This window comes from Candidatus Methanarcanum hacksteinii, assembly GCF_964305265.1.
GTDB classification, from domain to species: Archaea; Thermoplasmatota; Thermoplasmata; order Methanomassiliicoccales; family Methanomethylophilaceae; genus Methanarcanum; species Methanarcanum hacksteinii.
The window spans coordinates 661,323-684,970 of the sequence record NZ_CAYATA010000002.1; the positions used below are offsets into that span (position 1 = coordinate 661,323).

General features: G+C 47.3%; 26 protein-coding genes, 1 tRNA gene and 1 rRNA gene. 10 read left to right on the plus strand and 18 right to left on the minus strand.

Annotated elements, in window-relative coordinates; translation table 11 throughout:
* The first annotated feature begins 212 nt into the window (after positions 1-212).
* Positions 213-479, plus strand: a complete 267-nt coding sequence (locus tag ACI2NF_RS04220) for a hypothetical protein (RefSeq protein WP_400150329.1) — start codon at positions 213-215, stop codon at positions 477-479.
* A gap of 331 nt (positions 480-810) precedes the next feature.
* On the opposite strand, the gene ACI2NF_RS04225 is transcribed toward ACI2NF_RS04220, so the two are convergent.
* The 5 genes from ACI2NF_RS04225 to ACI2NF_RS04245 form a co-directional block, all read right to left on the minus strand.
* The gene (locus ACI2NF_RS04225; RefSeq protein WP_400211133.1) at positions 811-2,073 is read right to left on the minus strand and encodes an ATP/GTP-binding protein; all 1,263 of its coding nucleotides are present in this window, start codon (positions 2,071-2,073) and stop codon (positions 811-813) included.
* A gap of 517 nt (positions 2,074-2,590) precedes the next feature.
* Positions 2,591-3,817 (minus strand): ATP-binding protein, encoded by a 1,227-nt coding sequence (locus ACI2NF_RS04230; protein WP_400152015.1) that lies wholly within the window; start codon positions 3,815-3,817, stop codon positions 2,591-2,593.
* A 180-nt stretch (positions 3,818-3,997) separates the two neighbouring features.
* A tRNA-Pro gene (locus ACI2NF_RS04235) sits at positions 3,998-4,070 on the minus strand.
* A 31-nt stretch (positions 4,071-4,101) separates the two neighbouring features.
* Positions 4,102-4,671, minus strand: a complete 570-nt coding sequence (gene rdgB / locus ACI2NF_RS04240) for an RdgB/HAM1 family non-canonical purine NTP pyrophosphatase (protein WP_400211134.1) — start codon at positions 4,669-4,671, stop codon at positions 4,102-4,104.
* Complete coding sequence (locus ACI2NF_RS04245) at positions 4,668-5,288, minus strand: KEOPS complex kinase/ATPase Bud32 (RefSeq protein ID WP_400195737.1); 621 nt, start codon at positions 5,286-5,288, stop codon at positions 4,668-4,670. Before ACI2NF_RS04245 ends, rdgB begins: the two co-directional genes overlap by 4 nt.
* Positions 5,289-5,354: 66 nt before the next feature.
* On the opposite strand from ACI2NF_RS04245, the gene ACI2NF_RS04250 reads away from it, so the two are divergent.
* The 3 genes from ACI2NF_RS04250 to radB all read left to right on the plus strand — a co-directional run bounded on the left by ACI2NF_RS04250 (position 5,355) and on the right by radB (position 7,082).
* A complete protein-coding gene (locus ACI2NF_RS04250; RefSeq protein WP_400150320.1) occupies positions 5,355-6,032 on the plus strand; it encodes a TIGR00266 family protein in 678 nt (225 codons plus the stop codon).
* A gap of 4 nt (positions 6,033-6,036) precedes the next feature.
* Entirely contained in the window at positions 6,037-6,360 is a 324-nt protein-coding gene (locus tag ACI2NF_RS04255) for a hypothetical protein (RefSeq protein WP_400211135.1), read from the plus strand.
* A gap of 62 nt (positions 6,361-6,422) precedes the next feature.
* Positions 6,423-7,082 (plus strand): DNA repair and recombination protein RadB, encoded by a 660-nt coding sequence (gene radB / locus ACI2NF_RS04260; protein WP_177970827.1) that lies wholly within the window; start codon positions 6,423-6,425, stop codon positions 7,080-7,082.
* Here the strand turns inward: radB and ACI2NF_RS04265 are convergent.
* The 4 genes from ACI2NF_RS04265 to rrf form a co-directional block, all read right to left on the minus strand.
* On the minus strand, positions 7,079-8,083 hold the full coding sequence (locus ACI2NF_RS04265; RefSeq protein ID WP_400150316.1) for a polyprenyl synthetase family protein: 1,005 nt from the start codon (positions 8,081-8,083) through the stop codon (positions 7,079-7,081). The two genes, radB and ACI2NF_RS04265, sit on opposite strands and share 4 nt — an antisense overlap.
* Entirely contained in the window at positions 8,065-9,117 is a 1,053-nt protein-coding gene (gene fni / locus ACI2NF_RS04270; protein ID WP_400152019.1) for a type 2 isopentenyl-diphosphate Delta-isomerase, read from the minus strand. Before fni ends, ACI2NF_RS04265 begins: the two co-directional genes overlap by 19 nt.
* 1 nt (position 9,118) lies before the next feature.
* A complete protein-coding gene (locus ACI2NF_RS04275; RefSeq protein WP_400205345.1) occupies positions 9,119-9,892 on the minus strand; it encodes an isopentenyl phosphate kinase in 774 nt (257 codons plus the stop codon).
* A 98-nt stretch (positions 9,893-9,990) separates the two neighbouring features.
* Positions 9,991-10,112, minus strand: a 5S ribosomal RNA gene (gene rrf, locus ACI2NF_RS04280).
* 215 nt (positions 10,113-10,327) lie between these two features.
* On the opposite strand from rrf, the gene ACI2NF_RS04285 reads away from it, so the two are divergent.
* Positions 10,328-11,083 carry a winged helix-turn-helix domain-containing protein gene (locus ACI2NF_RS04285; RefSeq protein ID WP_400152021.1) on the plus strand — a complete coding sequence of 252 codons (756 nt, stop codon included), beginning with the start codon at positions 10,328-10,330 and terminating at the stop codon, positions 11,081-11,083.
* Between the two features lie 3 nt (positions 11,084-11,086).
* Here the strand turns inward: ACI2NF_RS04285 and ACI2NF_RS04290 are convergent, their stop codons facing one another.
* The 3 genes from ACI2NF_RS04290 to ACI2NF_RS04300 are packed head-to-tail and all read right to left on the minus strand — an operon-like array spanning position 11,087 to position 12,895.
* Positions 11,087-11,317, minus strand: a complete 231-nt coding sequence (locus ACI2NF_RS04290) for a HypC/HybG/HupF family hydrogenase formation chaperone (RefSeq protein ID WP_177971027.1) — start codon at positions 11,315-11,317, stop codon at positions 11,087-11,089.
* Positions 11,318-11,322: 5 nt separating this feature from the next.
* Positions 11,323-11,682, minus strand: coding sequence for a nascent polypeptide-associated complex protein (locus ACI2NF_RS04295; protein WP_400150308.1), 360 nt, complete (start codon positions 11,680-11,682; stop codon positions 11,323-11,325).
* A gap of 40 nt (positions 11,683-11,722) precedes the next feature.
* Positions 11,723-12,895 carry an alanyl-tRNA editing protein gene (locus ACI2NF_RS04300; protein WP_400211136.1) on the minus strand — a complete coding sequence of 391 codons (1,173 nt, stop codon included), beginning with the start codon at positions 12,893-12,895 and terminating at the stop codon, positions 11,723-11,725.
* Between the two features lie 102 nt (positions 12,896-12,997).
* Here ACI2NF_RS04300 and ACI2NF_RS04305 point away from each other — a divergent pair, with 102 nt between their 5' ends.
* The 3 genes from ACI2NF_RS04305 (at position 12,998) to ACI2NF_RS04315 (ending at position 16,342) form a co-directional block, all read left to right on the plus strand.
* Positions 12,998-13,468 (plus strand): Lrp/AsnC family transcriptional regulator, encoded by a 471-nt coding sequence (locus ACI2NF_RS04305; protein ID WP_400148431.1) that lies wholly within the window; start codon positions 12,998-13,000, stop codon positions 13,466-13,468.
* A 96-nt stretch (positions 13,469-13,564) separates the two neighbouring features.
* On the plus strand, positions 13,565-15,370 hold the full coding sequence (gene aspS, locus ACI2NF_RS04310) for an aspartate--tRNA ligase (RefSeq protein ID WP_400152024.1): 1,806 nt from the start codon (positions 13,565-13,567) through the stop codon (positions 15,368-15,370).
* 69 nt (positions 15,371-15,439) lie between these two features.
* A complete protein-coding gene (locus ACI2NF_RS04315) occupies positions 15,440-16,342 on the plus strand; it encodes a DMT family transporter (RefSeq protein ID WP_400211137.1) in 903 nt (300 codons plus the stop codon).
* On the opposite strand, the gene gatB is transcribed toward ACI2NF_RS04315, so the two are convergent.
* The 5 genes from gatB to ACI2NF_RS04340 all read right to left on the minus strand — a co-directional run bounded on the left by gatB (position 16,337) and on the right by ACI2NF_RS04340 (position 21,198).
* A complete protein-coding gene (gatB, locus tag ACI2NF_RS04320; protein WP_400211138.1) occupies positions 16,337-17,674 on the minus strand; it encodes an Asp-tRNA(Asn)/Glu-tRNA(Gln) amidotransferase subunit GatB in 1,338 nt (445 codons plus the stop codon). The two genes, ACI2NF_RS04315 and gatB, sit on opposite strands and share 6 nt — an antisense overlap.
* On the minus strand, positions 17,671-18,987 hold the full coding sequence (locus tag ACI2NF_RS04325; protein WP_400211139.1) for an amidase family protein: 1,317 nt from the start codon (positions 18,985-18,987) through the stop codon (positions 17,671-17,673). The genes gatB and ACI2NF_RS04325 overlap by 4 nt, the downstream gene beginning before the upstream one ends.
* Positions 18,984-19,256 (minus strand): Asp-tRNA(Asn)/Glu-tRNA(Gln) amidotransferase subunit GatC, encoded by a 273-nt coding sequence (gene gatC, locus ACI2NF_RS04330; RefSeq protein ID WP_400211140.1) that lies wholly within the window; start codon positions 19,254-19,256, stop codon positions 18,984-18,986. Before gatC ends, ACI2NF_RS04325 begins: the two co-directional genes overlap by 4 nt.
* 86 nt (positions 19,257-19,342) lie before the next feature.
* Positions 19,343-19,564: a hypothetical protein gene (locus ACI2NF_RS04335; RefSeq protein ID WP_400148440.1), complete on the minus strand. Its 222-nt coding sequence runs from the start codon at positions 19,562-19,564 to the stop codon at positions 19,343-19,345.
* Positions 19,561-21,198, minus strand: a complete 1,638-nt coding sequence (locus ACI2NF_RS04340) for a Na+/H+ antiporter NhaC family protein (protein ID WP_400148442.1) — start codon at positions 21,196-21,198, stop codon at positions 19,561-19,563. Before ACI2NF_RS04340 ends, ACI2NF_RS04335 begins: the two co-directional genes overlap by 4 nt.
* A gap of 268 nt (positions 21,199-21,466) precedes the next feature.
* Here ACI2NF_RS04340 and ACI2NF_RS04345 point away from each other — a divergent pair, with 268 nt between their 5' ends.
* Positions 21,467-21,973: a tetratricopeptide repeat protein gene (locus tag ACI2NF_RS04345; protein WP_400146770.1), complete on the plus strand. Its 507-nt coding sequence runs from the start codon at positions 21,467-21,469 to the stop codon at positions 21,971-21,973.
* A gap of 46 nt (positions 21,974-22,019) precedes the next feature.
* On the opposite strand, the gene mptA is transcribed toward ACI2NF_RS04345, so the two are convergent.
* Positions 22,020-22,889, minus strand: a complete 870-nt coding sequence (gene mptA, locus ACI2NF_RS04350) for a GTP cyclohydrolase MptA (RefSeq protein ID WP_400146767.1) — start codon at positions 22,887-22,889, stop codon at positions 22,020-22,022.
* Between the two features lie 116 nt (positions 22,890-23,005).
* Here mptA and rnhB point away from each other — a divergent pair, with 116 nt between their 5' ends.
* On the plus strand, positions 23,006-23,647 hold the full coding sequence (gene rnhB, locus ACI2NF_RS04355) for a ribonuclease HII (RefSeq protein ID WP_400152029.1): 642 nt from the start codon (positions 23,006-23,008) through the stop codon (positions 23,645-23,647).
* Position 23,648 lies beyond the last annotated feature (1 nt).

A 23,648-nucleotide genomic window follows, 5' to 3' on the forward strand; every position in this document is an offset into this window, starting at 1 on the left:
CTCCTCATTGATTTATTGCGTGAACTAGTGCAATAATAATTTTAGGTTCCGATGGAATATGTCTGGTTGGGCGAAAATTTAGTGCATTTCTGTTTTTGCCAGAACATTCGTCTTTTTATAATCACTAATTGTAAATAAATACTATTAAGTATTATACACTTATAATAAATGTAAATGATTGTTCTTATAACGTTATTTGCGAGAGCACAGAGATGGATGAGATGAAACAATACAAGATCAAAGCATTGGAAGAGAAACACATCCTGTCGACCATATTGTTCCTTGGGGAGAATGGTGTGACATCGAAGACCACGTTATATGAGAACGTATCTAAGAATCCAAGGATGCCTGACAAGTTATGCGAATTGGAGAAGGTCGGATTACTCAATGTCCGTTCGGGTTATCCTACAAGTATAGAACTCACCTCAAAAGGTAAAGCTGTATACGAATTCTTAAGAGAGATCGAAGACATCGTTTGAATCATTAGTCTCATTCTCATAACAATTTTTTCCGTATGTCTCTCTCATGAGCGAACAATCATGAACTGAGCATATCGCCTTGTAATGATTTTTTGATAACACATCTTACCTTCATCTACACGATTCAAAAAAGTCGCTTGGAAAATGTGCTAATATTCAGAAAACTCCATTGGAAAATGTGCTGAACATTGAAAAAGTCGCTTGGAAAATGTGTAGCTGTCATTTCAGGCATACGTATGGTGGTTTGTCACGGTGCGGTTTTGAGTTCTATTTTCTTCATGATTGGGCGATTCATTGCGTAGGTTCAATGAATTTTTATGTCAATTTTTATTCAAATCATCACATCCTCATTGGAAACGAAGGGTTTGGCCCCGAACTTATCCACAGAATAACTTTTCTGAAGATCGATGTCTGCACGTACGCCGTTGAAATCCGATAGTGAATACAGTTCTGACGCACCAGTATCGATGTTCTTTTGGGTGAACCATATCTGGTCCCTGCGAAGGAGCTCCAATGACAATAACGATTGATCTTGAGTATTCACTATCAATTGGGCTTTGTTAGGATTCGCAGCATTTCTGAATTGACGTATTATCCATTTCGCTATGTCGGAGTGGATGAATGTGCCGAATTCATCGATCATCACTGTGTAGCCGTGTTCCAATGCATCGACAATGGGCCCCATCAGACAGAACAGTTGCATCGTACCATTGGATTCGATCTGAAACGGGAAATTAAGCATACCCTTGTCCACGTCGCTGTTCTTGAAATCGTGTTCCAGGAACAGAGAGGTCTCTGCCACCTCCGTGTTTCCTGTGGCCATCATCAGACCAATGACCTGTTGAGGGATTTGATTGATCAATTCCACCGCATTTCTGGTCTTCACCGTTCCAGAGATCCCACAGATCCCAAGATCTGCGATCCTCAGAGCTTTCATCATATGTTCTTTGAATCCTTTATTCAGGTTGATGTATTCTATCACATCATTGAGCATCGTCGAAAGGTTCCCACCGATGATCTTGATATCATTCACTATGCCCTTGTGGGCAGCGAGACAGGTTTCATTGTTGTATTGGGCAGCTACTGATAAGAAGGATGATGTCTGGGATGTCAGCATAGAGCTGGATCTGAGGCCCCTTATCGCTGTACGTCCGAATTTAAAATTCTGTTCTTTTCTGGAGAAGACCATGCCCTTTCTACCTTTGGGGGAGTGATAGAGTGATTCTGCAACAACATGATCTTTGTCGAATGATATCGAATAATCATACCGGACATCATCAACGGTGAAAGCGATCCCTAATTCAGTCGGAGCAGAAAGTGTCTCGTTGGAAGCACGGAATGGTTGGTACCACGGATATGTTATATTCGGGTTCATAGGGGCACGGACCATTATCTGAAGCACATCCATCGCTTTTAGAACGTATGATTTGCCAGATGCGTTGGCACCGAAGATCACTGCAGCCCCAAGAAGTGGATCTTTAAGTGGGCTGTTGAGTAGATTGCCTTCGTTACCATCTAAAGCAGTGGATTCCATGGAGAACACCGCTTTATCTTTGAACGGTCCGAAGTTCTTTATGCTGAACTCTATGAGCATAATAACACAATGAATTTTAAGATATAAAATTGTAATTATTTTACAAAATCAAATGATAAAATACAAAAGAATGCGATTTAACGCTTCTGATAATTATTCATCGTATGATGTCAGAACATGTATCTTTCCGTCAGAGCATCGATATCGAATCGTTGGCAGAGAATCTCTCTGATGGATGATCATCGGGTGATGTAGATTCGATGTTCTGCCCCTCATAGCGAGCGTCTGAACTTACGCGGTGTTCGGTGTGTGTTCAGATTAGGATACGCTAGGCGAGGACTGGATTCGTCCATCAGACCATGTCCGTACATCAATCATGGACATTATGTGATCGACAGGCGCAGCTATCGGAAGGAGATGTAAACGAATCGATGAGTGGGCCTATCCGGATTTGAATTTTATATGGCCAGCAATCTGATAATAATTTCAATAGAGTCATTTTAAGGCTCATTGTAAATGGTTCAAATCCATTCATGTATGTTGGACACATCATATGTGCTATCAATAGACAGGCGAATCATGTCAGATACAGATCTGCCCTCCCATCCAGAAAGTCTATGATGTTGTAGTGGACGATCCCATCTCTGGACATGTCAAGTTCATCCAATGACAGAACATATTTTGGGTTTGCACTCTTTATCGGCGAGAATGCTCCGAATTCGCGTTCAATCGTTTCATCGTTCGTCATCAGATAGGCTATCTGAACAAAGCATTTCTTTCCGTTCTTTATCACTACAAAATCGACTTCTGCCTTGTAAGTCTCACCTACATAGACCTCATATCCTCTGGATATCAATTCATCATAGACCAAAGTCTCCAGAAAGAACGTGTCTCTCAGATCCATTGAATTGGTGTTAATGAAAGACAGTCCGTTATCCAGAGCATAATTCTTTACAAAAGAGTCCATTATCTTTTTTCCGGAAACATTGTATTTTTTGGTCCGTTTTATGAGGAATGCCTTCTCCATCCTTTCAAGATAATTATACACTGTCTGTAATGAGATATACTTGTCCGAATTGTGTGTATTGTTCAGATAATCGACAACATTCTGAGCAGAGAATCTCGAGCCGCTGTTGGACAGAACGAAAGATGCGACGTGTTTTAGCTTCTCTTTTTCACTGGAGCTTCTTCTTTTTAAAACATCCGTCACTATTATTGATTCATATAATTCTTCCAGGTATTCTCTGACTGCAGTTTCATCTGTGTATTGAAAACGCTGCGGATATCCGCCCATGCGGAGATAGTCCTTGAAAAAATGATTGGGCAATTCTTTTCCTAAGAATATCATGTATTCTTTTGCTTCAGAATAGCTGAAGGGCATTATCAGGAATTCTTTTGTTCTTCCGACAAGAAGACTTGCCAATTCACCGGAGAGCAGTGTGCTGTTGCTTCCTGTTACGAATATGGAGCAATCATATTTCACTTTGAATGAAGCCAATGCCATTTCAAATTCTTTTACATGCTGAATCTCATCAAAAAATAGGTAGTATCTTCCATCTTTGATCTTTTCTCTGATGAAATCATTGAGTTTGGAAGCATCATTGATCGAATGATAATCCATGTCTTCAAAGTTTATCATGATCTTATGCTCATCATCAGCATCTATCTCACTTTTGATAGTCTTCAGGATCATAGATTTGCCTGAACGTCTGGGTCCGACCAAGACCTTGATAAGATCAGTTTCATAATACGGTCTTATCCTGTCCAGATATTTGTTGCGAACCATGATTTTCTCTGAAGGCATGATTGTACATATCGTTGAAATTATTAAAAAATTTCCTTAAATTTCAAAGAAGTATGAAATGACTAATAATCCATTATGGGTATCGATCATCGAACTTCAATGTGAACCAAATAAGATAAGTTTTATATTATGTAATTGAAAGCAACCATTTTATTGAAAATCAGACAGACACATAATGAGTGGGCCTATCCGGATTTGAACCGGAGTCAATGGCTCCCAAAGCCACAAGTATACCAAGCTAGCCCATAGGCCCACGTTCAAAGCAGTGAATGGTGAGATGGTTATTAATTCTTCGGTCCGATCAGACCTTCGGATATCAGGCGTTCTCTGAGTAGTGCCACAGCATTACCGCGATGTGATATCTCGTTCTTCTCTTCCACACCTATCTCGGCGAATGATCTCTCGTTGTCATGGGTGAATATGGGGTCGTATCCGAATCCCTCATTCCCTCTTTCGGAATCAAGTATGTATCCTGGGCACTCGCCAGTGACGATTATCGTTCTACCGCCGATATCGCACCCGATACAGCATTTGAAAACTGCAGATCTGTCCTTCACCCCTTCCATGAGTCTCAGGATCCCTTTGTTGCCTATGGTCTTCTGACCGTAGGCAGAATACACCCCAGGGAATCCCTTCAAAGCATTGATGAACAATCCTGAATCGTCTATGATGAAGTCATTGACACCCTTGGAACGGATCTCATCCATCCCTTTCCTCACAACCTCTTCCAATTCTGATGTTTGGATCTCATCGTATGGTAGGTGCAGATGTTCCATCTCCACTCCCATATCCTCGAACGATCTCTGGAATTCCTTCACTTTGCCTGGATTGGATGTGATCACTTTCAGCTTCATGTGTATCTCGCCCTGCCTTTGATCTCCTCTACCTTCGCAAGTACCTGTTTGGATTGTTTCATGTCCTTAGAATACGCTTCGATGACATTGTGGAACGCACCCTCTATCGTGGAATGCGCTGATGTGAATGCCCTTTCCAGAAGGCGTATATCGACACCCATCTCTTCCAAGCCGATGCGTGTATCCCCCAATGAGAAATCGATCAGACACATGTTACCATGTTCATCGATCATCATATTGGATGTAGTGAGGTCACCATGGCATATCTTACCGTTATGGAGTTTGGCGATCATCTGTCCGATCATTGTACAGATGACATCAGCATCCTCGGGATGTTCATCAAGAGCATCTTTCACACTCGTACCCTTCAGATACTCCATGGTGATGCTTCCATCCTCCAGATCGACATCGTACACAACAGGCGATCTCACTCCTGCCGCCCTAGCATCGATCATTACCCTGACCTCGGTCTTGGTCCTTGCGATCCTGAGGTGTCTGTCGAGGTCAGGATGACGATAGCCTTTTGGTTCCCTGTGCTTCACGACCGCATCACGATTGCGATATGTCGTACGATACACGGTCGCCTCAGCCCCTCTCCCGATCTCGTTGCTTTCCATACCCCGTGTCAATACGTCGTCATTCTTATTAATTGTGAATAACTTATCACGATAGAGGTATAAGGGATGAAATACACCATCACTGGTGATAACCTTCAGTTCGTCAACGTCCAATTGGAGCCCGGTGAGGAACTGATGTCCACGGCCGGCTCCATGAGTTACATGACAGGCAATGTCAGGATGGAGGCCAAGATGGAAGGCGGATTGTTCAAAGGCGTCAAGAGGATGTTCTCCGGAGAATCCCTCTTCTTAGTGAAGTATCATGCGGAAGGAGGATCCGGTATCGTCGGACTCGGAGGGGATGTACCTGGGAAGATCATGGATATAGATGTGACGAGGTGCCCATGGATAGTCCAGAAGACCGGATATCTTGGATCCGAACCCACTGTCGATCTTGACATAGCCTTCCAGAAGAAACTCGGTAATATGCTCTTCGGAGGAGAGGGATTGATACTCGAGAGGCTCAGCGGGAAAGGGATCGCATTCATTGGAGCCTGCGGTGATTTCAACGTTGTCGATCTCAGGCCTGGAGAACAATACAAAGTATCCACCGGTAAAGCGGTCGCATGGGAGGAGACCGTAAGATACGATATAACCTCGACCGGAGGTGCGAAGACAGCACTCTTCGGAGGAGAGGGATTATTCGTCACCACATTGACAGGACCGGGGAAGATAGTGATACAATCCATGACCCTCGGGGACATGGCGATGGCATTATACCCATTCATGCCAAAGAATACGTGATAACATGGATCCAAATTCGATAAGGACGGAGAAGACGACGAGATCGGGATTGTTCCTGATGCTGTTGGTCATCGTGATCGTTGCTGTCGTAGGTGTTGTGGCATGGGTGTTCATGACATATCCCGACGTGGTCGAGAATCTGATCTATGTCGCATTGATAATCTTCGGTGCCATAGTCGTGATCGCTGTTGTGATATGGTTGTTCACACTCGTGATGGCCGTACCATACTACATGAAGAAGGGTGAATCATACCAGGATGACGTGAGTTATGACATGGATGATATCAAACCCGTCAAAGAGGTACGCAGTGACGATAAGAAGGAGTGAACATCACTCTTTCCTAAACATCTTTGAAAACTATTTTCTATTTTGTATCTTTATCATCAATCGTGGAAAGGATACCTACTGGATGCAGTACATTCGACGCACTTCTGGGCGGAGGTCTCGAGAAGGGCAGCATAACACTGTTCTACGGCGAAGCAGGCACTGGGAAGACCAACATCTGTATGCAGACCGCATACAATGTAGTCAAATCCGGGAAGAAGGTAGCCTATATCGACACAGAAGGATTGTCATCCGACAGGATAATGCAGATATTCACAGAACCTGAATCCATCAAGGAACTGTTGGTATTCCAAGTACATAGTTTCGATGAGCAGACGGATAGGATAAACAAGGTCTGCAGATTATGCAAAGCGAATGATAAGATCGGATTGGTGGTCGTGGATTCCATGACTATGTTCTATCGTCTCCATTCCGATGATATGCTCGTCAGGAACGAATTCATCAGACAGATAGAGGTGCTTATGGAGGCCGCTAGACAGAACGATATCGTGATAATGATAACGTCGCAGGTCTACACCAACATCGGCTCAGGTTCTATAGAATTCCTCGGTGGTCATGCGTTGCATCACAACGCGAAGACCATAATACGTTTGGATAAGAGGGCCAACGGGAGGCGTACGGCCAACATAGTGAAGCACCGCAGCCTTCCCGAAGGTAAATTCGCGAATTATCGTATCGTAGAGACAGGTATCGAAGGGGATTAGACGTCCCTGCTCATCGCATACTCTGCGAGAGCGATCATGAATTCCTTGTCCTTACTGTCCTTGAGACAATCGAGTTTGGAGATCGCATCCTTCGTATACTTCTCGGCCATCTCGATCGCATAATCTATGCTACCTGTCCTTTTCAGTATATTCCTTGCAATCTCTATCTCGTCCTCTGACGCATCCATCTTACCGAGAATCGATTCGAATCTGTCGAGATCTTCCTTATTCTTGATGTTCTTGAGTGCGTGACATACGATCACTGTGCTCTTACCTTTGCGTATATCGTTGCCTGCGGATTTTCCTGTCTTGGCAGGGTCGCCGATGATACCGAGTATATCATCATACATCTGGAATGCGACACCCAGGGACATGGCGTAATCGCGTATGGCCATGGCAACATCATCATCCGCACCGCCGATCAATGCACCTCCTGCAGCACCGGATGCGAAGAGGACACTCGTCTTGAGACGGATGGTCTCGATGTATTGCTCCATCGTGACCTTCTCGCCATTCTCATTGTTTATATCCATCTGCTGGCCGCGGGCAAGGTCCCATACAGCGACGGATACTATGTTGAGGATCTTCCTCATGACATCCGACGGGACATCCATCGTCGATATGATCTCGAACGCCTTGGCGAAGAGACCGTCACCAGCCAGGACAGCTGTCGGCATGCCGTATTTCACGTGTGATGTGGTCATACCGCGGCGTTTCTCATCCCCATCCATGAGGTCATCATGGATCAGCGTGAAGTTATGTATGTATTCGATGGCGACCGCCAATGGTACAGCCTTATCCTTATCTCCGCCTACTGCACCGCATGCCGCTATCACCATGGATGGTCTCATCCTCTTTCCGCCGTGATACGGGTACTGTCTGCAGGCTTCTACGAGGTTGTTCGGTTCCTCATCCTTTATGTATGATCTTATCGCACTGTCGAGTTCCTCGGACATTCTTGCAAGTTCTTGTTTAGCATCCATCATAATCCTTCCATCCATTCCTTCGTCCTTCCGACCGTCACGAATCCGGTCTCGGACAGCTCTTTGATGTTGGAGCAACCTGTCAGCATCATGGCCGTCCTAAGCTCCTCCTTGATCGTCAATAATGTTTCCTTCACAGCCTCATACGATTCCGTAGCGGCCTTCAGCACCGCGAACGATGCTCCCGCACATGATGCGCCCATAGCGATCGATCTTGCCACATCCAGGCCATTCATGATGCCTCCGGATGATATGATCGGTAATTTGGAATCCATCATGAGTAACGATACAGTGGCAGGTATGCCCCAGTCGAAGAACGTCCTTCCCAATCTCGATTTGGTGCGATCATTCTTCTCTATGGCCCTGTACATCTCGATGGCTGAGAAGCTGGTCCCTCCCATACCTCCGATGTCTATCGCTCTCACGCCTATGCCGTTCAAACGTTCAGCCGTATCATGGGATATCCCTGCGCCCGTTTCTTTGACGATTATGGGGATCTCCTTCGCAAGATCTCTTATGGCCTCCAAGCATCCTTTGCCGTTCATATCCCCTTCGGGTTGTACAGATTCCTGGAGGAAGTTGAGGTGTATCGCCATGTAATCCGCGGATATCAATTCCATCAATCCCATGACATCATCCGCCTTAAGCGCATGCTTCTTCTTCTGTTCGACGAGTTGCGGTGCACCGACATTCCCTATGACCAACGGTATGTCGTAGTCGTTGATGACGCTATAGCTCTCTTTGCTGATGCCCTCTGCAGCAGCTCTCTGCGAACCGACACCCATTCCGACACCCACTTCGGCACACGCCTTGGCGATGTTCTCATTGATCCTTGTCGCGCCATCGAAACCGCCGGTTATGGCATTGACGATGAATGGGAACTCCAATCTCTTGTCCAATACCATATCACTCGTATCGATATCATCATAATCGATCTCAGGCAGAGCCTCGTGTATGAATCTGATGTCATCCCAATATCTGTATCCTGGGGTGACGTTCTCGTTCAATGTGATATTGATGTGGTCCGCTTTCCTACCCTCTATCCTAGCCATATCATTCACCTTCAGCTCTTGTACATATGACGTCCTCGCCCTTCAGGAGGGAGAGGAGCCTTCCTTCGACCATGCCATTGACGAGTATGCAGTCCCTTTCCTTGGAACACATGTCAAGCATCGTCTCGATCTTCCCGCGTACGCCACCAGTGACATCGTCCACACTGATGTCAGTGTTCACGGCGGACAGCGTATCCTTATCGATCTTTGATAACAGTTCTGCATTCGGATCGGTCTTCGGATCGGAATCGAATAGTCCATCGATATCGGAAACGAATATCACGCGTTCCGCATCGAACATCTTCGCAAGGAGTTCGGTGATCTGATCGCCCGAACATATGGCGAATCCAAGATTTTTATCTTGGACAACATCCCCGAACATCACCGGCATGAGCCCTTTCTCTACCATCATCCTGATGACGGATTCATCCTCGATCCTGAGGATCCTATCTTCCATATAGAATGCCGATCCCGGAGGGATGGATATCGCAGGTATGCCTGCATCGATGAGTTCCTTGATTATCATGGAACTCAGGTCCCTCGTATCATAGCAGACCTGTGCTACGGCAGGTATCTGGGCATCATCGACATATCCTTCATTCAGTTTGAATCTCTTGGATATTATGTGCCCGAACGATCCTGCACCATGTACGATGATAACCTTCTGCCCGGATTCCTTTATCTCTTTGCATAATCTCGCAACAACATCCTTGTTGAATTTACGGTAATCCGTTTTATCAGTGATTATGCTCCCACCGAGTTTGATTATTATCATCAAGTGTCGTGTAGGTTTACTTTAATAAAAAATATTTGTACAACAATCGGCCAGTTTCAACACATACGCAGTGCTGGACGGAATAGGAATGAAGAAGTGGCCGACAGCGTTTCTGAGTTCCCGTACACTTGCGCAATACAGTACAGTCAGAGACGCAGGCGGGCTTTACTGCCGGGTTCGGAATGGGACCGGGTGTTACACCGCCGCTATGACCGTCGTACCAGAACTCTGCATGTTTGTTTCATATATAACTGTTTTGTTCGAACCGAAATCCGTTGTTTTGGTATGAAACACATCATGCCCCTATCCAACCGTTCGACACAAGCTCTTGGATAGGATTACACAATCCATTCTACTTATGATACAATGGTCAAAACGTCGTTTTTTTGACAGAATGAGGACAATCATTATATCTCTGTCCGTCCGTGGCTACGCATGGCCAGAACGAAGAAGGCTGTTGACGGTGCATTTGAGATCTATGCTGTCGATGATGGTTCGATCAATAGTATCATCCAGGTTTCTGATCCGCTTCATATGCGCATCTTGAATGAGCTATCTGAATCACCACTTTCGATGAGTGAGGTGGCCGATATCACCGGAAAGGCTCAGTCCACGCTTTCGGTACACATGGAGCAATTGGTCAACCGTAATCTGATATCGTATGATTTCGATAAGAATGACAGCAGGAGGAAGATCTTCAGATTGATCTCGAAGAAGATAGCATCTTCCAAGGATGTCATAGAACATCCCAAGGATGATTCCGAGGATTTCTTCGATAAGCTCATGGATGGGAAGGATTTCTTCAAGGATGCATTGATAAGGTTCCTGATCAAATTGGATTTCTCAGGTTTGGACTTCTCTCCTCTCACATTCGATATGGGGAGGGAGTTCGCTATGCATATATCGTCCAGATTGACATCCAACAAGGTCGAGGATGTCATCAGTTGGATACAGGAATTCTACGAGAGGAATGCAATAGGAGAGGTGTGCATCTATACCTTCATGCCACTCACCATAATAATCAGATATGGCGAAACATTCCCTCTGCCGATAGATTCCATAGCATCATTCAACCATGGACTCTTCACAGGATTGTTGACGGGTGCGACGAACATACCTTATGTCATAACGAAATCAGAGATATTCGGTACAGGTAACAATTACCATAAGTTCGTCATCGAGGGTCAGTGACCCTCATTTGAACTCTACGCCATCGTGGTCGAGGACATCATTCCAAAGTCTTATCGTCTCTTGGGCGTCATCCTCATCCATGACCTCTATGGCGAATCCAGCGTGTATGACGGCCCAATCACCTACATTGGCATCGACCATCGACACATTGGCCTTCTTCATCACGCCGCCGAAGTCTATCTCCGCAATATCATCGTTTATCGAGACGATCTTACCGGGAATGGCCAAGCACATCGTCATCACTCCGTCATTATCTTGAGGATGGCCTCTGCCGGTTGTCCGCCGCATGCTTCCAAAGCCTCAATGGCCTTTTCGCGGTCGCATTGCGTCTGTGAGATCACGAGTTCGATATCCTCTTCAGGTATCGACAGAATATCATCGGATATCTCTCCAGGCGCTCTCTCGGACACGATCCCAGAGATCTGGTAGGTGGTTGAACCCTGCATCGTCATCGCATTGACATCGGGGTCACTGATGACGATATCCTTATCGGGGCACCTGATGATGACCTCTATGGCGTTGATGGATGCATTCGTGATGCCCATCTTCTTCATGGCTTGTTTCATCTGACGTGGGTTGATGCCCTTCATTCCAGACATAATATCACCAATACGGTAGCTCTGATTAAACGTTTTTCATTCAAAGGGAGTGTTCGATCCCTTTCATCAAGGACTCCAATATCCTCTCTTTCATAGCCGTATCCGCAACACCGCCCTGTGCGAAATCCGGTTTCCCGCCACCGCGACCTCCGAATTCAGATAGGGTCTCGGAGATGAGCTTCTTACAGTCGACTCTCTTATCTCCGGATGCCAACAGTACGGTGAGGTTGTCCCCGACACCGATGAATGCTGCCACAGCACCATCCTCTTTGTATCTCTCAGCAGCATCCGTCAGTACGGAACGGTCGGATGTGTGGAATATGCCTGCATATACATCGATGCCCCTGATGTTCACCGGCTTCAATGTTCTTATCATCGATATCGTGGATTCCTTCAGCATCCTCTTGCAGGATTCCAACTCATGCTTCATGTTGGAGATCGTCCTCTCGATGTCGGACGGTTTACTTCCGAGTCCATCGATGATCGACAGGCATGATGTGGCGAGTGACATGGATTCATCTACGGCCTTCTCTCCGATCTCGAAGTGTATCTCGACGCCATCCCTGCCGGCGGATGTCTTCTTGCTTACGAAGATCGCACCTATCTCCTCGGTCTCCATCACATGTATGCCACAGCATGCAGCGAGATCCACATCCTCGATCTCCACAACGCTGATCTCGTCCTCCTCTATACGATCCAACTTGACACGTATCTTCGAGATGTCTGGATCATCCTTGCTCATGACACTTCTTCTCACCGAATGGTTCTCCAGGATGACCTTATTGGCGAAGCGTACAGCCTCCGAGATCTTGTCCCATCCTATGTCCCTGTCAACTATGACGTATTTCGATTCCGGCGAGATGAATATCTTGACGATGTTGAGTTCAGGGTCCTGACGATGCAATGAATTGAAGAGCAGATGTTCTGCGGTGTGTCCTTTCATCAGGTCATAGCGCCTATCCCAATCGACACTGCACCATATCCTATCTCCAACAGAGAATCTGTGACCTGGCACCTTGTGTACGATCTCTCCATTCGCTTCTTTGACCTCGACGACCTTGACGCCTCCGATGATACCTGTATCGCATACCTGTCCTCCACCGCCAGGGTAGAATGCTGTACCGCCGAGGGTCACATAGTCACCGTCGACCGATGTGATCTCAGCCTCGAATTCTGAAACATATGCATCATCTTTGAACAGTTCGTCGGTCATGATATCGGACCGTCATCTCACTTCTTGTTAATATCACCGTCTGTCCGGAGGGGTATAATTAATTAGACGTTTGACATACAGATGAAGCAACAAGGTGTACATATGGCGGATATCAACGAATTCGATGAATTGGATAGGCGTATCATAGACTTGTTGTCCGCATCCAGCCAGGGGTCGTATAGGCAGATCGCTAAACAGTTGGGCATACACCCGACGACATTGATCCAAAGGGTCAAGGCGTTGGAGACCAAAGGTGTCGTCAACGGCTATCGTGCCAAGATCGATTACATGAGACTGGGATTCGATTTCATGGGCATAATCCAGATCTACGTCGACAAGAACATGCTGGGTGTCCAAGAGAAGATAACTGCCATACCTCAGGTCATCGCAGTATTCGATGTCACTGGTGAATGTGATTCCATCGCATGGGTCGCTTGCAGGGATAGGGAGGAGTTCTCGAATATCGTCAAATCGATCCTCATGATCGACGGTGTGAACAAGACCAACACCTCTGTCGTCCTCAATATGATGAAGGATCCGATGGATTACATCCCTCCAATCGTAGATGAATGACGGATAACGGTCGCATATCTCGCACGCGCGACCTAAATCCTTTTATTGTCCCTCTAGGATGGGGTCGTATATAACCTCAAGAGAGGGTAATTAAAAATGAGAAGAACGCACACCTGTGGAGATCTCAGATCATCCGATCTGGGAAAAGAGGTATGCCTGCAAGGCTGGGTAAGGTTCTCCAGAGATCACGGAGGGGTCGCTTTCATCGATCTTGCCGACAGATACGGAATCACCCAGGTCGTATTCGATCCGGAGGATCTACCTGCTGGAACGGATGCTCAGGCACTTGCCAACGTTATGAAGACATTCACCCGTGAGTCGGCAGTCTCTGTCAATGGTATTGTCAGGAAGAGGGTCGATGGAACCGAGGACGCCCGTAATAAGACAGGCGAGGTCGAGGTGCTCATAACATCCGCAGAACTTCTCAGCAGATCCGAGGTCCCGCCTTTCGAGATAGGCGATCAGAAGGAAGGCGTCCTTCCGTCGGAGGATGTTCGTCTTGAGTACAGGTATCTTGACCTGAGAAGGACTGAGATGATCAGGGCCATAGAGTTCAGGAGCAAGTTCATCCACCTTGCGAGACAGTATCTCGAATCACAGGGATTCCTTGAGATAGAGACTCCCATGCTCGCCAAATCCACTCCAGAAGGCGCTAGGGATTATGTCGTACCATCAAGGGTCCACCCAGGTACGTTCTATGCTCTTCCGCAATCCCCTCAACTCTACAAACAGATGCTGATGGTCGCAGGTATGGACCGTTACTATCAGGTGGCTAGGTGCTTCCGTGACGAGGATTCGAGGAAGGACAGGCAACCCGAGTTCACACAGCTCGATATCGAGATGTCGTTCATCGAGGAGAAGGACATACAGGACAACATGGAGAGGATGTTGGCATACATCTGGAAAGGATTGTATGGCGAAGAGCTCCAGATCCCGTTCCCGAGGATATCCTACATGGAGGCCATGGAGAGATACGGATCGGATAAACCCGATCTCAGATACGGATTACCATTGGAGAAGCTCACAGAGGTGTTCAGGGAGACCAACTACGGCATCATGAAGAAGATCGTCGCTGAAGGCGGCATCATCGTCGGAATGAATCTCAAGAAAGATATCGCAGGCGACAAGATCGGAAGGAACGATGTGGATAGATACATCGCATTGGCGAAGAAGTTCGGACTCGGAGGACTCACATGGATGAGGGTCGTCAACGGCGAGTTGGACAGCAACATCGTCAAATACTTCACCGATGACAACAAGAAAGGCATCAAAGAGACGATGAAGGCCGAGGAAGGGGACCTCATATTCCTGATGGCAGGTCCGTGGAAGAGGACACTCGAGGGTGCAGGACTCATGAGGAGACAGCTCGCAGCCGATCTCGGTCTCGTTCCGGAGGGTACGTTCCAGTTCCATTGGCTCGTGGACTGTCCCATGTTCGAGGTAGATCCCGTCTCAGGGAAGAAGGATGCATTCCACCACCCGTTCGTGCTGCCGTATGATAACTTCAAGAAAGGGGCATGTTTCGACATACTCCTCAACGGTAACGAGCTTGGTTCAGGTTCCATGAGGATAAACAGGCCTGAGATGCAGGTCGAGGTACTCCATCAGCTCGGACTCTCGGATGAGAGGATCGAGGAGAACTTCGGTTGGTTCATCAAAGCCTTAGGCTACGGTGCACCTCCCCACGGAGGTATTGCGATCGGAGTCGACCGTGTCATAGCGATCCTTCTCGGCAAGGAGACGATCCGTGATACGATAGCATTCCCGAAGAACAAGAAGGCGGAGTCACTCATCGACGGATCTCCCGATAAGATCGATGATGAGAAGCTCGAAGAACTTCAACTCATGTCCTTGGCCATGGACGATGTCGATTTCGACATCGAGGAAGAGGACATAGAATGAAACATCTAGCGGGAGATCAGTCTCCCGCAATCTTCTTTTACATCAGGTGATCGTACGGAACACAATCTGATGGCCAAGTATCCAAGGCTGTTGATGTTCCTTGCGATGTGTCTGTTTGGACTCATAGGCATATTGGCCTCCGGTGTGAGTCTACCATCATCTGTGATCGTCCTATTCAGAGGACTCATCGGTTCCTTATTCATCCTCTTGGTCATATTATCGACAGGGAAGAGGATATCATCGGAGGATGTCCGTTCCAATCTGAAGCCGTTGGTGCTCTCAGGTATATTCCTCGGACTCAATTGGCTCGCATTGTTCGAGGCGTACAAGCAGACGACGATATCTCTCGCGACCCTGTCGAACTACATGGCTCCAGTGTTCGTGATGATCGTATCACCATTCTTACTCAGGGAGAGATTCACTGTGACCAAATTAGTATGCGTCATCATCTCCATCCTAGGGTTGGCGATGGCTTCCGGCGTCATACAGGGAGGGATGACAGGGGATAACGATCTCTATGGCATCTCTCTTGGATTGTTAGCCGCGATATGCTATTGCGGGATGGTCATGTGTAACAAGAGATTGGGTGATATCGGGGCATGTGACAGGACCATCGTTCAATTATCTGTCTCCACGTTGGTCGTCATGTTGTATTGCGTATTATCCGTGGACATCGGTTCGCTCACATTCACGACGGAGGATGTCGTATGCTTGATGTTATTGGGTGTGGTGACGACAGGATGCACATTCCTGCTGTATTTCGGTACGATGAGATATCTTCCGGCACAGACCACTGCCATCTACGGATACATGGAACCTGTCGTGACATTGATGCTCTCAGCATTGCTGCTGAGTGAGGATCTCGGTGTCGCCGGATGGATCGGGGCAACGTTGATACTAGGCTCTACGCTATTGTGCAGTTCATTGGATAGGGGTTCAGAGACCAATTCACCTGAGGTGAACGGTTCATAATCTCTCTTCGATGAGTCTCTTCGTAGTATCCACGATATCGGATGATGAGTATTGTCCGCCGGTCTCCTTCATGATGAGACCAATGATTCTGTTGGCGGCCTTCTCGTTCTTCCTATAGTCCTCTACGACGGAAGGGTTCTCATCTATGGTCTTCCTAACCAACGCTTCAAGATCGGCGCAGCTCGCAGACATCTCTGTAACGATCCTTCCTGTCATCAATGCCTTTATGCGTATGTTACATTCGGTATCGGTCATCTTGCCCTTGTGGTAGTCTACGACCGTATCCACGAGCTCCTCGCCCTTCTCATCGGCCTTCGATTCGAAGCTCTTCCAATTCGCGGCGATCGTACCGGATGTCCACGATGTCGCTGTTGCGACGTCAGTCGCTTTCGCGATCCTCTCGAATATGTCGGCAAGACTCATGGAGGTGTTCACGATCTGCTTGGCGATCTTCTCATCCATGCCATATTCCTTTTGGAATCTTGCGATCTTGACAAGAGGCGATTCACGAAGCTGAATGGATTCTGCTATCTTCGATATGTGATATATCCCAAGGTCAGGTTCGCCTATGTATCCATAGTCTGCTTCGAACTCCTTCTTCCTTGCTGAGAATGTGACCTTCTTCTCCTCGTCGAAACGTCTTGTCTCACGTTCGATCTTACCGCCTGCCTTGAGGAGTTTCGTCTGTCTGACGACCTCATATTTCAGACAAGCCTCGACATTCTTGAGTCCCGTCACATTCTTCACTTCACATCTCTCTTTCCCAACGGAGATGTTGCAGTCGCATCTGACGCTCCTCTCTCCGTTGTCCGTGAGGTCTATGACGCTTCTGATCTCCGTAAGGAGCGCGGACAGGAATTCCCTAGCTTCCATCGGCGTGGAGATATCGGGTTCAGTCACTATCTCGACGAGAGGTATCCCTGATCTGTTGTAGTCCACAAGCGATGATCCATCGCCTACTCTCTTGGTCTTACCAGGATCCTCCTCGAGGTGGACGCGTGTGATCCTTATCGGTTTCTTGCCGAGGTAGAACACACCACCAAGACCTATCGGCATATCATATTGTGTGATCTGGAAGTGTTTGCAGAGGTCAGGATAGAAGTATATCTTCCTCGAGAACCATGTGGTATCGGGTATCGAACACCCGAGTTTCTTCGCTATCGTCAATCCGAGGACAACGGCTTGTTTGTTGAGGGACGGTTTCGATCCCGGGAGGCCGAGACATACGGGACACACATGCGTGTTGGGAAGATCCGCACCTGTGGTGGGACAGGAACAGAACATCTTCGACTTCGTGGGGAGTTGTACGTGGATCTCCAATCCTATCTTCATACCTTCACCTCCGCATGTCTGACATCGAATGCAGAATCCCATTTCTCCGCTGCATCTATGAGGACATCCTCATTCCAATGGTCGGATGTGAACAACAATCCTATGGGCATTCCGTCGGAATATCCGCATGGTGCGGACATATGCGGCATGCCTGTGATGTTCGGCGGCACGGTGAGGAAATCAGCCTTATAGGAATCCAAAGCGGACATCTTCGATATATCATCGAATCTAGGCGAGATGAAAGGCATCGTGGGTGTGACCACAGCATCGAATCTCTTGAACTGTTCCTTGTAATCCGCGATGATGGCCTCTCTTACCTGAAGTGCCTTGTTGTAATACCTGTCGGCATATCCCACCATCCTGGTGAACGTTCCGAGCAGAATCCTTCTCTTTGCTTCGTCCCCGAAGTACTTTGAACGGAACGATGTGAAATAATCATCGAATTTGAGTGTAAGATCCCCATCCTGTTGGCCGTATCTCATTCCGCAGAATCTTGCAAGATTGGTAGATGCCTCGGATGTTGCGATGACATAGTATGCGGGGATGGAGTATTTCAGAGTGGGCATGCTGATGTATTCCACGTCTATGGACATGGATCTGAGCATCTCCAAGCTCTTTTCAAAATATTCCATAACATCCTTGCTAATCCCATCTCCTTCCACAGCCTCCTTTGGTATCGCTACTGATTTAAGCTTCTTCCGTCCAAGCTTCAATTCAGGCTGTACGTACGATGTGGGGTCATGAGGATCCTTCCCTGAGATGATCGGCAGATATCTCCTGAGGTCGGATGCTTTGAATGACAACAATCCTACCTTATCTAAGGAGTTGCCGTAATCAATCAGACCATATCTGGAGACACGGCCGTATGACGGGGCCAATCCATACACTCCGCAGAATGAAGCGGGACATACGATCGATCCACCTGTCGACACTCCGATCGATACATGGTCATCCAACACAGCGGCGGCACATGCGGAACCTCCGGACGATCCTCCGCATGATCTGTTCAGATCGAACGGGTTCTTCGGTATACCGAATGCGGAGTTGGTGCAGAATGTCCCGAAACCGAACTCATCCATGTTCGTCTTTCCGATAAGTGCTCCTCCGGCCTCTCTCATCCTCTTGATCGGTGTGGCGTCGAACGGTGCTTTGTAGCCTTCGAGGATCTTGGAGCCTGCTGTGGATTCGTAGTCTATGGACGTGAGATTATCTTTGGCAGAGAATGTGAACTCACCGTCGATATCATTCGACTGTGAGAAATTGATGAACATCTCATATTTCTCATTGATCGATCCAAGGTCACCGATCCTCATGCCAATCTCGGCCCCCTGATGTATCCGTCATAGGTCTTCATGTCCTTGGTGCACTCCTCAGCAGGGATCTCCATGATCGGTTCATCCTCTCTGAATGCATCAGCGATCTCCACAGGATTGAATCCTATGTTCTCGATACCAGGTGCCTCGTCGAGCATCTCGAAGTATTCCAAGATCTCTCCAAGGTCCACACTGTATTTGTTCAATTCCTCTTCCGTGAGGTTGAGATGTGCGATGTGTGCGACCTTTTCTACTATTTCTCTGTCCATTGAGACCGTGGATATGATTTCGACGGACCATTATAAACGTTATCGCGTAAATAAGAAAGAAGCCCGGCAGAGCCGGGCGATAAGGGTTATTTCTTCTCTTTATATCTGATGTAGGCAGGGGCCGCTATGGCTATTACGAACAATATGCCGAAGAGTCCGACGAACCAGGGCGATGTGGCCTGTTTCTTCTCACCGTCTGCATCAGGGGTATCATCTGCCATCGAGAAGTCTGCATCTGCGATCGCTACCGCAGGTACGACGATCATAGCAGCCAACATGAGTGCCAATACTACGTTGGATCCCTTCATGCGCAAGCACCTCCCTTATTGGCGTTGATGATCTTGATCACATACAGGATAGCGACCATCGCGACGATACCGAGCAGTGTGACGATGTATGAGTTCCAGAATCCTGCGATTATGTAGAACACGAAACACACCGATGCCACTAGTATAGCGTATGGTGCCTGTGTGGACACGTGATTGACGTGACTGCACTCAGCTCCTGCAGACGACATGATGGTCGTATCCGAGATGGGTGAGCAGTGGTCTCCGAAGACCGCACCAGCCATAGAGGCCGCGATACCGATGATGAGAAGATCTGGGTTCGATTCGAACACAGGCACAACGATCGGGATCAGGATACCCATGGTTCCCCATGATGTTCCTGTTGCGAATGCGATGAAACATGCGATGATCATGAAGATCGCAGGCAACATGTTCTTGAGGCTTCCTGCATCGTCCAATGCGTTACTGACGAACGATGAGGCATCCAGACTGTTGGTCATGGCACAGAGTGTCCATGCGAAGATCAGGATGAGGATCGCGGATACCATGTTACGGAATCCCTGGGGCAGCGTATCCAAGAGCACAGGGAACGCTGCAGCCTTGCGGACGATGAAGTATGCGATGATCATGAGCAGAGCTACGATCGATCCCATCGCAAGTCCTGTGGATGCGCTTGCGTTAGCGAATGCATCACGGATTCCAGCTCCGTTAAAGAATCCTCCTGTGTAGAGGAGTGAAACGACACATGATATGATGAGGAGGACAATCGGGAGCACAAGATCTACGACGCGTCCTTCGCAGTCATATGTCGTGTTGTCCGTCACATTCTCATATGGCCTGTCGGGCGTTGTGTATAGGTCACCGTTCTTCGCGTTGTCCTCGTGTTTCTTCATGGGTCCGAAATCGACATCCATGAAACAGATGCATACGACCATCACGATGGTGAACAAAGCGTAGAAGTTGTACGGGATACACTGGATGAACACATCCATCGCATTCATCCCTGCGGGAAGTGTGGTGTTACCGAGACTCGATGCGACTGCAGCCGCCCAAGAACTCACAGGTGCGATGATACAGATCGGTGCTGCTGTGGAATCGATCAGATATGCCAATTTAGCACGTGAGATGTTGAACTTGTCCGTGAGCGGACGCATGACCGAACCGACTGTCAGACAGTTGAAGTAGTCGTCCACGAAGATACATACTCCCAAGAGGAATGTCGCGAACTGTGCGCCTCTGCGGCTCTTGATGTGTCTGAGTGCCCATTCTCCATAGGCTTTGGAACCGCCTGATTTGAAGAGCAGAACACCGATGACTCCGAGAACGACAAGGAACACGAGGATTCCTGCGTTATCGATATCACCGACGGATTGTGCGAATCCGGCTGTGGCGTTGACCACGGTCATCTCTAGATTGAAATTAGACAGGAACAATGCACCTAGCACTATTCCGACGAAAAGTGAGGAATAGACTTCCTTCGTTATGAGGGCAAGGACGATCGCAACGAATGGAGGTACTAGTGACCACCATGTTCCGACGAATCCGCCGTCAGGTTCGAATATGAGTGCCAATGCGATGACAGCGACTAGGAGTACCAATATGCCTAGCCCTCTCATCTTCGATGTGGCCTCTTTCGTGATCTTATCTACTGTCATATTATCACTTAATATGATATGTTCTTTCGGTAGCCGTTATACATATATAAAAGAAGTAGAAGCCTAATGATTGAATTCGTAGAATTTTTACGAATAAATATTATAATTATTCGATTTTCGTGAAAAAATCGTTGAAAATGATTGTTTATAGTACGATTATTGTAATTTGGATATACTCGAACTAGATGCATGCGGATTATTACGCTAATGACGTAATAGTCACCGTAATCGTTTATAATGAAGAAAACTTAACGAGACCACGATAAAGATGGCAGATGACCTCTCAAAGAAATTGGCGGCTGGAATGAAGGCCATGGATGAGGGTGACTTCAAGAAAGCATACTCATCATTTAAGAAGCTCTGTGACGAGAATCCCAACGACGCTGAGTGTTGGTATTACAAGGCGGAATGCGGCAACATGGCAGCTGGAATGTTCGGTGCGAAAGTCAAGGATGAAGACATCATCGAGGCTTACAACAAGGCCATAGAGTTGGATCCACAATGCGATTACTATGAATCATACGGACTCTATTGCATCTCCATCAACAAATACGATGAGGCCGAGAAGGCATTCTGCGAGGCTGCAGAGGCGGATGAATCCAGATCAGCATCACTCTATTCGGAGTTCGCTGTAGAGTACTTCAACAACGTGATGGCATCATACGGTGAGATCATGGAGGATCCCAAAGCAAGGGCTCCATACGCGAAGAAAGCTTTGGAATATATGCTCAAGGCCCTTGAGATCGAACCTGAAGAGGCAAAATCACTTCTTTGAGAATCTTGATGTCGTCCCCTGTCCTCAGGGGACGACGATCAGGGAATCAGTTTCTAAGTTCGCCCAAGGTAGCTGTCCTTTCGGCGAATGCGTTGTGTTTGTGTATCGATTCCTCGGATTCACTCTTCACAACAACTTCAACATCATCAGGAAGTTCGGTGTATTCGTCAACGATCTTCTTCAATACGTCTCTCACCATATCCTCTACGAATTTCGGATTCCTATGAGCATTGATGACGACAGCCGCCTCATCATCCCTCTTCAACACCTCGAACGTAGGTGATGAGAATGACGAATTGATCAGATCGATGAGATCATCCGCTTCCACCATACAACTGTCATCCATTGACATGTACACGGTGCAAACATTCCTTTGGTTGTGTGTGATGACAGGCCATTCTTTGGAGCAGTTGAGCGTCTGAGCGACATTCTCCTGAGCACACGGACATGCGGTCATACCGACAGCCTCTACGCCTATGGTCTTGGTGATGCCGCCATCACGCTCGCATTTCGCTTTACCGAAGAGTCTGTACACCTCTGTAGTATTCTTGCCGTGTGGTGTGACATTGTCCTTGAAATATTCTGCGACGATGTTCACATTGGAGAATTTAGCGTATTCATGCTTCTCGAGGAGCATCTTGCCGATCATGGTCGCAAGGTCCTCGATACCAGTCGTAGGTTCCTCTGTGCATTCCGATACGACGGCCCTTATGACCTCTAGATTCCTGGACATGTGTGAACCCTTCTGCTCGGCAGGGAGATCCACGAACACATCGATCATACAGACCAAAGGTTCATTGCAATGTTCATCTGGCCTTTTCACATGGACTAACTTTCTGACGCCGGTAACACCGACCTTGGTCAGGCTGAAACCCGTCTCATTCTTACGGTTTTGAACATCACAAACTGGTATCATGTGTGGCCACTATTACTAGATATAAATAAAGAATTCGTTTATCAACAATTTTTTTAGTAGAAGAGTATAGCAGTCGACAACGGAGATGTTATCATCATGTGATGACATATTCATTCATGATGTGCGGTGTCGATGAGGCTGGCAGAGGTCCAGTGATGGGCCCATTGGTTGTTTGTGCCGTTTTCGTAGAGGGTGATGCTGCATTGAAGGATTTGGGTGTGAAGGACTCCAAGAAGCTCACGCCTAAGGCTAGAGAGAAATTGTACGATCGGATCATCGAAACGATCGATGACTATCATTTAGAAATTGCATCCGCAGCCGAGATCGATGAGATGATGGCTACAAAATCTCTCAACACGATAGAGTTGGAGATGTTCGCAAGATCGGTATCCAAGAGGCCCGTATCATCGATATATGCGGACTGTCCCGATGTGAATGAATCAAGATTCTCATCGCAACTGTCATCGTTGACGGGCGGAGAGTATGTCATCGGAAAACATAAAGCGGATGACACATACCCTGTCGTATCCGCCGCATCGATATTGGCTAAAGTGACGCGCGATAGGATGATCGACGATATAGCCGACAGATTCGGAATGGACATCGGAAGCGGGTATCCTAGCGACAGGAAGACGATGGGTTTCATCGAGAATTGGATAAGGAAGAACGGTTCATCCCCGCCTGATGTCAGGAATTCATGGGAGCCAGTAAAAAAACTACTTATGGTATCAAAGAATACGCGCATTACGGATTGGTGAA